Source organism: Streptomyces stoeckheimensis, assembly GCF_045822005.1.
Lineage (GTDB): Bacteria > Actinomycetota > Actinomycetes > Streptomycetales > Streptomycetaceae > Streptomyces > Streptomyces stoeckheimensis.
This window is the reverse complement of the sequence record NZ_CP169550.1, coordinates 1,871,777-1,883,941: the sequence shown is the minus strand read 5'-3', so window position 1 is coordinate 1,883,941 and position 12,165 is coordinate 1,871,777. Positions and strand designations below refer to the sequence as shown.

The 12,165-nt window shown below is 71.2% G+C and carries 13 protein-coding genes and 1 tRNA gene; 13 read left to right on the top strand and 1 reads right to left on the bottom strand.

All coding sequences use genetic code 11. The features are described 5' to 3' along the window. Window positions 1-98 precede the first annotated feature (98 nt). Together ACE1OC_RS08855 and ACE1OC_RS08850 are read left to right on the top strand one after the other, a co-directional pair. Window positions 99-1,013 (top strand): DMT family transporter, encoded by a 915-nt coding sequence (locus ACE1OC_RS08855; protein ID WP_407836547.1) that lies wholly within the window; start codon window positions 99-101, stop codon window positions 1,011-1,013. A 54-nt stretch (window positions 1,014-1,067) separates the two neighbouring features. After that, complete coding sequence (locus ACE1OC_RS08850) at window positions 1,068-2,252, top strand: cytochrome P450 family protein (protein ID WP_407836546.1); 1,185 nt, start codon at window positions 1,068-1,070, stop codon at window positions 2,250-2,252. A gap of 65 nt (window positions 2,253-2,317) precedes the next feature. Here the strand turns inward: ACE1OC_RS08850 and ACE1OC_RS08845 are convergent, their stop codons facing one another. Beyond that, on the bottom strand, window positions 2,318-3,322 hold the full coding sequence (locus ACE1OC_RS08845) for a Gfo/Idh/MocA family oxidoreductase (RefSeq protein ID WP_407836545.1): 1,005 nt from the start codon (window positions 3,320-3,322) through the stop codon (window positions 2,318-2,320). A gap of 159 nt (window positions 3,323-3,481) precedes the next feature. Here ACE1OC_RS08845 and ACE1OC_RS08840 point away from each other — a divergent pair, with 159 nt between their 5' ends. The 11 genes from ACE1OC_RS08840 to ACE1OC_RS08790 all read left to right on the top strand — a co-directional run bounded on the left by ACE1OC_RS08840 (window position 3,482) and on the right by ACE1OC_RS08790 (window position 12,153). Beyond that, the gene (locus ACE1OC_RS08840) at window positions 3,482-4,501 is read left to right on the top strand and encodes a sugar ABC transporter substrate-binding protein (protein WP_407836544.1); all 1,020 of its coding nucleotides are present in this window, start codon (window positions 3,482-3,484) and stop codon (window positions 4,499-4,501) included. Next, a complete protein-coding gene (locus tag ACE1OC_RS08835; RefSeq protein WP_407836543.1) occupies window positions 4,498-5,547 on the top strand; it encodes an ABC transporter permease in 1,050 nt (349 codons plus the stop codon). Before ACE1OC_RS08840 ends, ACE1OC_RS08835 begins: the two co-directional genes overlap by 4 nt. After that, a complete protein-coding gene (locus tag ACE1OC_RS08830; protein ID WP_407836542.1) occupies window positions 5,517-6,422 on the top strand; it encodes an ATP-binding cassette domain-containing protein in 906 nt (301 codons plus the stop codon). Before ACE1OC_RS08835 ends, ACE1OC_RS08830 begins: the two co-directional genes overlap by 31 nt. A 16-nt stretch (window positions 6,423-6,438) precedes the next feature. Further along, entirely contained in the window at window positions 6,439-7,602 is a 1,164-nt protein-coding gene (locus ACE1OC_RS08825; protein WP_250740498.1) for an ROK family glucokinase, read from the top strand. A gap of 11 nt (window positions 7,603-7,613) precedes the next feature. Beyond that, entirely contained in the window at window positions 7,614-8,189 is a 576-nt protein-coding gene (locus tag ACE1OC_RS08820) for a hypothetical protein (protein WP_407836541.1), read from the top strand. A 61-nt stretch (window positions 8,190-8,250) separates the two neighbouring features. Next, window positions 8,251-8,325: transfer RNA gene (locus ACE1OC_RS08815), tRNA-Trp, on the top strand. A gap of 43 nt (window positions 8,326-8,368) precedes the next feature. Next, window positions 8,369-9,001, top strand: coding sequence for an MBL fold metallo-hydrolase (locus tag ACE1OC_RS08810; RefSeq protein WP_407836540.1), 633 nt, complete (start codon window positions 8,369-8,371; stop codon window positions 8,999-9,001). Window positions 9,002-9,031: 30 nt separating this feature from the next. Further along, the gene (locus ACE1OC_RS08805) at window positions 9,032-9,811 is read left to right on the top strand and encodes an exodeoxyribonuclease III (protein ID WP_407836539.1); all 780 of its coding nucleotides are present in this window, start codon (window positions 9,032-9,034) and stop codon (window positions 9,809-9,811) included. Between the two features lie 79 nt (window positions 9,812-9,890). Continuing rightward, complete coding sequence (locus tag ACE1OC_RS08800) at window positions 9,891-10,331, top strand: DUF6278 family protein (RefSeq protein ID WP_250740494.1); 441 nt, start codon at window positions 9,891-9,893, stop codon at window positions 10,329-10,331. Between the two features lie 161 nt (window positions 10,332-10,492). Next, window positions 10,493-11,236, top strand: a complete 744-nt coding sequence (locus ACE1OC_RS08795; RefSeq protein WP_250740493.1) for an amino acid ABC transporter ATP-binding protein — start codon at window positions 10,493-10,495, stop codon at window positions 11,234-11,236. An 11-nt stretch (window positions 11,237-11,247) separates the two neighbouring features. Further along, window positions 11,248-12,153, top strand: a complete 906-nt coding sequence (locus ACE1OC_RS08790; RefSeq protein ID WP_407836538.1) for a glutamate ABC transporter substrate-binding protein — start codon at window positions 11,248-11,250, stop codon at window positions 12,151-12,153. The last annotated feature ends 12 nt before the right edge of the window (window positions 12,154-12,165 follow it).

Sequence of the window (12,165 nt, the reverse complement as noted above, 5' to 3'; positions counted from 1 at the left end):
CAAAAGGCTCGACCGGCCGATCATGCTCGGGTAGCTTGGGCCCAATCCCCCGTGCGAGCCGCCGAAGTCTCCACCTGCCTTCTGCCGTTGGAGAACCGGTGTCCACCATCGCCGCCCCCGCTTCCGTCGCCGCCCCCCGCAGGGCCTGGCTCGCGGATCTGCCGGTCCTGCTCGTCGCCGTCGTCTGGGGCGGCAGCTACCTCGCCGCCAAGGGCGTCACCACCACGCACACCGTGATCGCGGTGCTCGTCCTGCGCTTCGCGCTGGTCCTGCCCGTCCTGGCCGTCGCCGGCCGGCGAAAGCTGCGCACGCTCACCCCCGCCCAGCTGCGCGGCGCCGGGGTCCTGGGACTCGTACTCGGCGGAATCTTCCTGCTGGAGACCTACGGGGTCGTCCACACCTCCGCCACCAACGCCGGGCTCATCATCAGCCTGACCATGATCTTCACCCCGCTCGCCGAATCGGCCGTCCGGCGCGCGGCCCCCTCGCCCGCCTTCCTCGGCGCAGCGGCCGTCTCCGTCTGCGGAGTCGTGCTGCTCACCCAGGGGGCGGGCTTCACCACCCCGAGCCTCGGCGACTTCCTCATCCTCGGCGCCGCGCTCGCCCGGACGGCGCACGTCCTGCTCATGGCCCGGATCAAGGCCGTGCAGGAAGCCGACTCGCTCTCCCTGACCACCGTCCAGCTCGGGACCGCCGTCGCCGTGTTCGCCGTACTGGCCCTGCTGCCCGGCACCGGCGCGAGCCCCTGGGCGGCCGCCGCCGACTTCGGCCCGGCCGAGTGGGCCGGGCTCGCCTTCCTCTCCGTCTTCTGCACCCTGTTCGCCTTCTTCGTGCAGATGTGGGCCGTCCGCCGCACCTCCCCCTCGCGCGTCAGCCTGCTGCTCGGCACCGAACCCCTGTGGGCCGCGGCCGCGGGCATCGCCATCGGCGGCGAGCGGCTCGGCGCGGCCGGATTCGCGGGGGTCGCGCTGGTGCTCGCGGGGACCGCCTGGGGGCGGCGCGCGGCTGGCTGAACGAATGGCCGAAAGGCGCTCCGGAGCGATCAACTCCCCGTCTAGGGTGGCTACATGCCCGTTCTGGACCTCAGCACGATCGCCGAAGACTTCAACGAAAACCCGTACCCCCACTACGCGCGCCTGCGTGCCGAGGGGCCCGTCCACCGGGTGAAGGCGGCGGACGGCCAGGAGGTCTGGTTGATCGTCGGTTACCAGGAGGCCCGCCAGGCCCTCACCCACCCCGCGGTGTCCAAGAACTGGCTGACCTCCGGGCTCTACACGGACCGGGAACGGACCGAGGCCAGCGCCAACATGATGCGCGCCGACCCGCCCGACCACACCCGGCTGCGCCGGCACGTCTCCCGCTCCTTCGCCTCCGGCCGGATCGAAGGGCTGCGCCCGCGCATCCAGGAGATCGTCGACGGACTGCTCGACGGCATGGAGGCCCTCCCCGAGCGCCGCGCCGACCTGATCGAGGCTTTCGCCCGGCCGCTGCCCATGACCGTGATCTGCGAGCTCCTGGGGGTTCCGGAGGCCGACCGCGGCGCCTTCCACGGCTGGATCACCGAGATGGTCTCACCCACCGGGGTCGAGGCCGAGAACGCGGCCGTGCGCGCCATGACCGCCTACACGGCCGGGCTCGTCGACGCCAGGATGGCCCGTCCCGGTGAGGACCTGCTCAGCGACTGGGTGACCAGCCGGCTGGACGGGGGAGACCGGCTCTCCCGGCAGGAGCTGGTCGCCATGGCCGTCCTGATGATGGTCGGCGGGCACGAGACCACGGTGCACCTGATCTCCAACGGGATGCGGGCGCTGCTCACCCACCCCGACCAGCTCGCCGCGCTGCGCGCCGACCCCGGCGGACTGATCGACGGCGCCGTCGAGGAGATCCTGCGCTACGACGGCCCGGTGGAGACGGCCACGTTCCGCTTCGCCGGCGCGGACCTGGAGATCGGCGACACCTTCATCGAGGCGGGCTCCGCCATCCTCGTCTGCCTCGCCGCGGCGGATCGGGACCCCGCCCGCTTCGAGCGCCCCGACACCTTCGACATCCGCCGCCCCGTCCGCGGCGGGCACATCGCCTTCGGACACGGCATCCACCACTGCGTCGCCGCCCCGCTCGGCCGGCTGGAGGGCCGGATCGCGATCCGCTCCCTCCTGGAGCGATTCCCGGACCTCCGGGAGGAGCCGGCCGCCCTGGAATGGGCGCCGGGGACCCTGGTCCGGGGGACCACCCGCCACCCGGTGCGCTGGTAGCGGGCGTGCGCGGGACGGGCGTGACGCCGGCCGGCTTACGGACCCCGGGCACCCGGCTGCCGGCCTCAGAGATCCGGGAGCTCCTCCATGGCCACCGGGCGCCGCTCGCGCCGCGAGAGCTCACAGGCCTCCGCCACCCGGAACGCGGCGAGTGCCTCGACGCCGTCGCACGGATTGGGGCCCTCGCCCCGCACCAGCCGGACGAAGGCCTCCAGCTCCGCCTCGTAGGCGGGAGCGAAGCGTTCCAGGAACCCCGGCCACGGTTTGGTCGCCGGGGGCGGGCCCTGCGGTTCGGTGGAGGCGATCGGCGTACGGTCGTCCAGCCCCGTGGACACCTGGTCCAGCTCCCCGGCCAGCTCCATCCGTACGTCGTACCCGGCGCCGTTGCACCGCGTACCCGTACTGGAGACCAGCGTCCCGTCGTCGAGGGTGAGGACGGCGGTGGCGGTGTCGATGTCACCCGCCTCCCGGAACCGCGCCGGCCCCGCGTCCGACCCGGTCGCGTACACCTCGCTCACCTCGTGCCCCGTCACCCAGCGGACCATGTCGAAGTCGTGCACCAGGCAGTCCCGGTACAGCCCGCCCGAGGTCCGCAGGTACTCGGCGGTCGGCGGCGAGGGATCCGCGGTCGTGGTCCGTACGGTGTGCAGCCGGCCCAGGGCCCCGGAGCGGACCAGCTCGCGCGCCGTCGTGTAGCCCGCGTCGAAGCGGCGCATGAACCCGAGCTGGAGCACCCCGCCGACCGCCGCCACCTCGCGCAGCACCGCCAGGGTGCGGTCCAGGTCCGGGGCCACCGGCTTCTCGCAGAACACCGGCAGCCCGCCGCGGACCGCCCGTACGACGAGGTCCGCGTGCCCCTCGGTGGCACAGGACACCACCAGTGCGTCCACGCCCCAGGTGAAGATCTGCTCGACGGTGGGTGCGGCGGTGGCCCCGAGCCGGTCGGCGAGGCGCACCGCCCGCGCGGGGTCGGCGTCGGCGAGCAGGAGCGATCCCGCGTCCGCCTGGCGTGCCAGTGCCGCCGCGTGGAAGGAACCGATCCGGCCCGTTCCGATGAGCCCGATGCGCATGCACTCAACGTGGCCCCGTCCGGGGGAGCTGTCAATCTGTCCCGCTGTGTCCGGCACGGTCCGCAATGGCCCCGATGACCTTGCATGGTGCACTGTGACGGATACTGGGCGGCTGCGGCTTGAAACATATGACCGTTTTGACGAAAGGCACGGGCAGACGTGGCTAGGGTTCGGACAGGGGTACGCCTCGTGGGCGCGGTGCTCGCGGCGGTACTGGGTGCCTCCCTCGTGGGCTGCAGCAGTACGGGCGGCAAGCGCGCCGAGGACCGCGCGAAGGCCGAGGCGGCGGGCCGGCCCGCCGTCTCCACTCCGCGCTGGACCTTCGCGATGGTCACCCACGCGGGAGACGGCGACACCTTCTGGGACATCGTGCAGAAGGGCGCCAAGGAGGCCGCGGCGAAGGACAACATCAACTTCGTCTACGCCCACGACGACCAGGCACAGCAGCAGGCCCAGTTCGTCCAGAACGCCATCGACCAGAAGGTCGACGGGCTGATCGTCTCCCTCGCCAAGCCCGAGGCGCTCAAGGACGTCCTCGCCAAGGCCGTCAAGGCCGGCATCCCGGTGATCACGGTCAACTCCGGATCCGCCCAGTCCGCCGCGTACGGGGCGCTCACCCACATCGGCCAGGACGAGGAGATCGCCGGCGAGGCGGTCGGCACCGAGCTGGGCAAGCGCGGCCGCAAGAAGGCCGTCTGCGTCCTGCACGAGCAGGGCAACGTCGGCCACGAGCAGCGCTGCGCCGGAGCGAAGAAGACCTTCGGCGAGTCCGGCGGGACCATGGAGAACCTGTACGTCGAGGGCACCAACATGCCGTCCGTCCAGTCCGCCCTCCAGGCCAAGCTCCAGGCCGACCCCTCCATCGACGCGATCCTCACCCTCGGCGCGCCCTTCGCCCCCACGGCCGTCAAGGCCAAGGACGCGGCGGGCAGCAAGGCCGAGGTCGACACCTTCGACCTGAACGCCTCCGTGGCCCGCGACCTGAAGTCCGGCGCCCTCGGATTCGCCGTCGACCAGCAGCCCTACCTCCAGGGCTACGAGGCCGTGGACCTGCTCTGGCTCTACCGCTACAACGCCGACGTGCTCGGCGGCGGCCGCCCGGTACTCACCGGCCCGCAGATCGTCACGGGGGCCGAGGCGGCCACGCTGGAGAAGTTCATCAACCGGGGCAGCCGATGAGCACCGCCACCGGCACCCGGGCCCCCGCCCCGCGCGACGAGCGGCTCGCACCCACCTCGCTGCTGCGCCGCCTGCTCGGCCGGCCCGAGCTCGGTGCGGTGGTCGGCGCGGCCGCCGTCTTCGTCTTCTTCTCCTTCGCCGCAGACAGCTTCCTGCGGGCCTCCAGCCTGAGCACGATCCTGTACTCGGCCTCCACGATCGGCATCATGGCCGTCCCGGTGGCCCTGCTCATGATCGGCGGCGAGTTCGACCTGTCCGCCGGGGTCATGGTCACCTCGTCGGCGCTGCTCAGCTCGATGTTCAGCTACCAGATGACCGCCAACGTCTGGGTGGGCGTTCTCGTATCGCTGCTGGTCACCCTGGGGATCGGGTTCTTCAACGGGTTCATGCTGACCCGCACGAAACTGCCCAGCTTCATCATCACGCTCGGCACCTTCCTGATGCTGACCGGACTGAACCTCGGCTTCACCAAGCTGATCAGCGGCTCGGTCTCCACCAAGACCATCGCCGACATGGAGGGCTTCTCCTCCGCCCGCGCGCTCTTCGCCTCGCAGTGGACCTTCGGCTCGGTCACCCTCAAGGTCACCATCCTGTGGTGGCTGCTCCTGGTCGCCGTGGCCACCTGGATCCTGCTGCGCACCCGCGCCGGGAACTGGATCTTCGCCGTCGGCGGCGGCGCGGACGCCGCCCGGGCCACCGGCGTACCGGTCGTGAAGACCCGTATCGGCCTGTACATGGGCGTCGCCCTGTGCGCCTGGATCTCCGGCCAGCACATCCTCTTCTCGTTCGACGTGGTCCAGTCGGGCGAGGGAGTCGGCAACGAGTTCCTCTACATCATCGCGGCCGTCATCGGCGGCTGTCTGATGACCGGCGGCTACGGTTCGGCCATCGGCTCCGCCGTGGGCGCCTTCATCTTCGGCATGACCAGCAACGGCATCGTGTACGCCCAGTGGAACCCGGACTGGTTCAAGTTCTTCCTCGGCGCGATGCTGCTGCTGGCCACGCTGCTCAACGCATGGGTCCGCAAGCGGGCGGAGGCGAAGTGATGTCCGAGACCGCACCGGCTCTGGTGAAGCTGACCGAGGTCAGCAAGTACTACGGCAACATCCGCGCCCTCCAGGACGTCTCCCTGGAGGTCTCGGCCGGCGAGATCACCTGTGTCCTCGGCGACAACGGCGCGGGCAAGTCCACCCTCATCAAGATCATCGCGGGGCTGCACCGGCACGACGCCGGCACCTTCGAGATCGAGGGCGAGGAGACCGTCCTCGCCAACCCGCGCGCCGCCCTCGACCGAGGCATCGCCACCGTCTACCAGGACCTCGCCGTGGTCCCGCTCATGCCCGTCTGGCGCAACTTCTTCCTCGGCTCCGAGCCCACCAAGGGCCGCGGCCCCTTCCGCCGCCTCGACGTGGAGCTCATGCGCCGGACCACCCGCGCCGAGCTGCTGCGCATGGGCATCGACCTGCGCGACGTGGACCAGCCCATCGGCACCCTGTCCGGCGGCGAGCGGCAGTGCGTGGCCATCGCCCGCGCCGTCCACTTCGGCGCGAAGGTCCTCGTGCTCGACGAGCCCACCGCCGCCCTCGGCGTCAAACAGTCCGGGGTGGTCCTCAAGTACGTCGCCGCGGCCCGTGACGCGGGCCTCGGCGTGGTCCTGATCACGCACAATCCGCACCACGCCCACCTGGTCGGGGACCGGTTCGTGCTGCTCAAGCGAGGCACCATGGCGGGCAGTCACACCCGTGACTCGATCACCCTGGACGAGCTCACGCGGCAGATGGCGGGCGGCTCCGAGCTCGACGAACTGAGCCACGAACTGGAGCGAGTGGCAGAATCAGGACCTGACAGCGCATCCGCCTCCCCATCGGCCACTCCATCCGACCAGGCATCCGGCCCCACTGCGGGCCCTGCCGCATCCTGAGGGACGACACGACTCGATGAGCACGTACCGGGACTTCACGCTCGCCCACCGGGGGGCGGCGCGAGGCACCGTCCTGCGGACCATCGGGACCCGTGAGCGCCGGTCGCACCTGACCGCCCCGCGCGTTCCGACCGTCGGCATCGACATCGGCGGCACCAAGGTGATGGCCGGGGTCGTCGACGCCGACGGGGTCATCCTGGAGAAGATCCGGACCGAGACCCCGGACAAGTCCAAGAGCCCCAAGGTGGTCGAGGACACCATCGTCGAGCTGGTCCTCGACCTCTCCGACCGGCACGACGTGCACGCCGTGGGCATCGGCGCCGCCGGCTGGGTCGACGCCGACCGCTCCCGCGTGCTGTTCGCCCCGCACCTGGCCTGGCGCGACGAACCGCTGCGCGACGCCCTCCAGTCACGGCTCGCGGTCCCGGTCATGGTCGACAACGATGCCAACACCGCCGCCTGGGCCGAGTGGCGCTTCGGCGCCGGCCGGGGCGAGGACCACCTGGTCATGATCACCCTGGGCACCGGGATCGGCGGGGCCATCCTCGAAGGCGGCCAGGTCAAGCGCGGCCGCTACGGGGTCGCCGGCGAGTTCGGCCACATGCAGGTGGTCCCCGGGGGCCACCGGTGCCCCTGCGGCAACCGCGGCTGCTGGGAGCAGTACAGCTCCGGCAACGCCCTGGTCCGCGAGGCCCGCGAGCTGGCCGCCGCCGACTCCCCGGTCGCGCACAACCTCATCGCCCGGGTCGGCGGCAACGTCCACGAGATCACCGGGCCGCTCATCACCGAGCTGGCCCGCGAGGGCGACGCCATGTGCGTCGAGCTCCTCCAGGACATCGGCCAGTGGCTCGGCGTCGGCATCGCCAACCTCGCGGCGGCCCTCGACCCCTCCTGCTTCGTCATCGGGGGCGGCGTCAGCGCCGCCGACGACCTGCTGATCGGCCCCGCCCGCGACGCCTTCCGCCGGCACCTCACCGGCCGCGGCTACCGCCCCGAGGCCCGCATCGCCAAGGCCCAGCTCGGCCCCGAGGCCGGCATGGTCGGCGCCGCCGACCTCTCCCGACTGGTCGCCCGCCGCTTCCGCCGTGCCACGCGCCGGCGCGTCGAGCGGTACGAGCGCTATGCGCAGTTCGGCCGGCGCGACACCACCACCGGCCCCGAGGACCAGGACCAGCAGTGACACCGCCCTCCTTGCCCCGCCAGGCCCCGTCTCCCGACGCGGGGTCCGGCGCGCCCATCCCCGCCGAGGACCGCAAGCACGTGGTGCGGCGCCGCTGGATCACGGCGATCATCATCCTGCTGCTGGTCGGCGTCCCGGCGGGCTACCTCGCCGTCTCCGCCCAGCAGAGCCGCCAGAGCGGCCGCGACAAGGCCGCCAAGGTCGGCGCCGCCAAGGTCCGCACCGGCTGGCCCTCCAAGGTGCAGCGCAGCATCTACGAGGTCCCGATCCCGGTGAAGGCCTCGCGGGTCGGGTACCTGGAGACCAACAACTGGCACACCAGCCGCCTGTACGTGCAGTTCGGGGTCACCCCGGAGGAGCTCGACACCTTCCTCGCCGAGATCGGCACCAGCCGGGAGGACCTGACCCGCGGGGTGTCGATCTCCCCGAGCGACACCGCGTCCGCGGGCTGGCGCTGGGGCTCGAAGGGCAGCTGGTACGGGATCACCCTGGACGCGCCGGACCCCCGGCCCACCCGCGACATCACCGTGGACCTGAGCCACCCCGGATACCCCAAGGTCTACGTGGTCTCCACGGCAGTGCCCTAAACCCCGGGACGGGCCGGCCGCGCCACACCCGCCGCCCCGCGGGTACAGTGCGCCCGGGGGCGGGGCCGTAGCGCAGAGGTCGTCGCGCGCGGTCTCCAAAACTGCGAGGACACCGGTTCGAATCCGGTCGGCTCCGTCTTCCCACCGCGCGGCGGTGCCCGCGCCGCTAGCCTTGGATCATGAAGCTCACCAAGCGGCTGCACTCCTGCGTCCAGCTGGAGAAGGACGGGCGCGTGCTCGTCATCGACCCGGGCGCCTTCAGCGAACCGGACGCCGGCCTCGGCGCCGACGCCCTGCTCGTCACCCACGAGCACTTCGACCACTTCGACGAGGGCCGGGTCCGCGCCGCCCTCGACGCGAACCCGGCGGCGCAGCTCTGGACCCTGCGCAGCGTCGCGGAGAAGCTGGCTCCCGCCTATCCCGGGCGTGTCCACACCGTGGGCCACGGGGACGCCTTCAGCGCGGCGGGCTTCGAGGTCCAGGTGTACGGCGAACTGCACGCCGTGATCCACCCGGACATCCCGCGGATCACGAACGTCGGCTACCTGGTGGACGCGTCCGTCTTCCACCCCGGGGACGCGCTGACCGTGCCCGCGACCCCCGTCGAGACCCTCATGCTCCCGGTGCACGCGCCCTGGAACAAGATCGCCGAGGTGATCGACTACGTCCGCGAGGTCAAGCCGCGCCAGACCCTCGCCATCCACGACGCCGGTCTGACCGACCTCATCCTGCCGGTCTACGCCAACCAGATCGGCAACCTCGGCGGCGCCGCGTACGAACGACTCACCGCCGGGAACGCCACCGAACTGTGACTGTCGGTGCCGGGCGGTAGGTTGGACGGCATGCGTATCGCCACGTTCAACGTCAACTCGATCACCGCCCGGCTGCCGCGCCTGCTGGCCTGGCTGGAGAGCTCCGGCACCGATGTCGTGTGCATCCAGGAGACCAAGTGCTCCGCGGAGCAGTTCCCGTACGAGGAGCTCCGCGCGCTGGGTTACGAGTCGGCGGTCAACGCCACCGGACGCTGGAACGGCGTGGCCCTGATCTCCAAGGTCGGCCTGGAGGACGTGGTCACCGGCCTGCCCGGCGGGCCCGACTACGAAGGCGTCCAGGAGCCCCGCGCCATCTCCGCCACCTGCGGCGGCGTGCGCGTCTGGTCGGTGTACGTGCCCAACGGGCGCGAGGTCGAGCACGACCACTACGGCTACAAGCTGGACTGGTTCCGGGCCCTGTCCGCCGCCGTCGCCGAGGACGCGGCGGGGGAGCGCCCCTTCGCGGTGCTCGGCGACTTCAACGTGGCCCCGACCGACGAGGACGTCTACGACCCGGCCGTCTTCGAGGGCCTCACCCACGTCACCCCCGCCGAGCGCGCCGCCCTGGAGGCCCTGCGCGCGGCCGGGCTCTCCGACGTCTTCCCGCGCGCGCTCAAGTACGACCGGCCGTACACCTTCTGGGACTACCGGATGCTGGCCTTCCCGAAGAACCGCGGCATGCGCATCGACCTGGTCTACGGGAACGAGGCCTTCACCAAGGCCGTCACCGACTCCTACGTGGACCGCGAGGAGCGCAAGGGCAAGGGCGCCTCCGACCACGCGCCGGTCGTCGTCGACCTGGAGGTCTAGGCCGTCGATTGTCCCCGCGGCCCGTGATCCTCAGGCGCGTCCTATGGCCGGTCGCGGATCCTGGTGTCAGGCTGGCCCCATGAACATCCCTTTCCTGGCCAACTGGATCAACCGACATGAAACGGACCGGGGCGCGGGACTCGCCGCGGCCCTCGCGGACGATCCGGAGGGCATCAACGAGCTGTTCGCGGAATGCGAGATGCTGCGCGCCCAGGCGCGCTCGGCCGGGCTCGAACTCGACGAGAGCCCGCGCTCGTTGGAGGAGATCGACCAGCTGATGCCGCGTTGGCGCCGGGATCCGGAGATCACCCCGTGGCTCGGCAACGACGCGGGCTTCTACCTCGGGACCGTGATCATCCGCTCCGTTCCGGGCGCCGCCTGGCAGGTGTGGCCCAACGGGCAGCCGATGATCCGGCTGGCCTCGGGGCGCGAGCTGAACGTGGTCGAGTCGGGGGTGTCCTGGGCGATGACGGGATCCCCCGAGCTCAGCCAGGCCTACGCGGAGGCCTCGGAGGGCTGAGCCGGCGCGGAGCGCCGCGCCGTCGCGGAAGCCCGAGCCGCCACGGAAGGCTGACCTCGCGGGCCTTTATGCGGCTTTTAGGCGTGTCGCGGTGAAGTGCCCTTCCGCGGCTGGATAGTTTGCGCTGACCTCGACACACCGACAAGTGGGCAGGGCAGCGTATGGCCGTCGATCCGTTGATCGAGCTGCGGGACGTCAACAAGCACTTCGGACAACTGCACGTCCTCCAGGACATCAACCTCACCGTCGGCCGCGGGGAGGTGGTGGTGGTCATCGGCCCCTCCGGCTCCGGGAAGTCGACCCTGTGCCGGGCGATCAACCGGCTGGAGACGATCGAGTCGGGCACGATCACGCTCGACGGCAAGCCGCTCCCGGCCGAGGGCAAGGAGCTCGCCGCGCTCCGCGCGGACGTGGGGATGGTCTTCCAGTCCTTCAACCTCTTCGCGCACAAGACGGTCCTCGCCAACGTCTCCCTCGCCCAGATCAAGGTGAGGAAGCGCAAGAAGGAGGAGGCGGACAAGCGCTCCCGCGAGCTGCTGGAACGGGTCGGCCTCGCCAACCAGGCCGAGAAGTTCCCGGCCCAGCTCTCCGGCGGCCAGCAGCAGCGCGTGGCCATCGCCCGCGCGCTCGCCATGAACCCCAAGGCCCTCCTCTTCGACGAGCCCACCTCCGCGCTCGACCCGGAGATGATCAACGAGGTGCTGGAGGTCATGCAGCAGCTCGCCGCGGAGGGGATGACCATGGTCGTGGTCACCCACGAGATGGGATTCGCCCGCTCCGCCGCCAACCGCGTCGTGTTCATGGCCGACGGAAAGATCGTCGAGGACCGGACCCCGGAGGCCTTCTTCACCGCCCCCGAGAGCGACCGGGCCAAGGACTTCCTCTCCAAGATCCTCAAGCACTGAGGGGCGGTCCGATGAAGCACACCCTGCGCGTACTGGCCCTGGCCGCGTTGCTGCTGGCAGCCACCGCCTGCGGAAAGTCCGGCAGCCCGCCGGTCAAGGGCCCGCAGCCCGAGGACCTGCCCGTCTACCAGGTCCAGGCCGGCTTTCAGCTGCCGTCCTCCCCGACCTGGGAGAAGGCCAAGCGGCGCGGCCACCTCGTGGTCGGCGCCAAGGAGGACCAGCCGTACATGGGGGAGAAGGACCCCGCGAGCGGCCGCTACTCCGGCTTCGACATCGAGATCGCCAAGATGATGTCCGCCTCGCTCGGCTTCGACCCCAAGACGATCGAGTTCAAGACGATCGCCTCCGCCAACCGCGAGACGGCCCTGCAGAACGGCCAGATCGACTACTACGTCGGCACCTACACCATCAACGCCAACCGCAAGAAGCAGGTCGGATTCGCCGGCCCCTACTTCATGGCCGGCCAGTCCCTGCTGGTGCGCAAGGGAGAGACGGACATCAAGGGCCCCGAGGACCTCGACGGCAAGAAGGTCTGCTCGGCCGCGGGCTCCACCCCCTACCAGCGGCTCCAGAAGGAGTTCCCGCGGGCCGTCCTCGTCGCCTACGACACGTACTCGGTCTGCGTGGACAACCTGCTGACCTACCAGGTCGACGCCGTCTCCACCGACGACTCCATCCTCCTCGGCTACGCGGCCAAGGTCCCCGAGGAGCTCAAGGTGGTCGGCAAGCCCTTCTCCGAGGAGCCCTACGGCATCGGCGTCCCGCGCTCCGACAACGCCCTGCGGTTCGCCCTCGACGACGCGCTCGCCGCGAACGAGAAGAACGGCAACTGGAAGAAGGCCTACGAGGCCACGCTCGGCCTCTCCGGCCAGCCCGCGCCGACACCGCCCGCCATCGACCGCTACCCGGCGAGCTGAGGGGAGACCGCA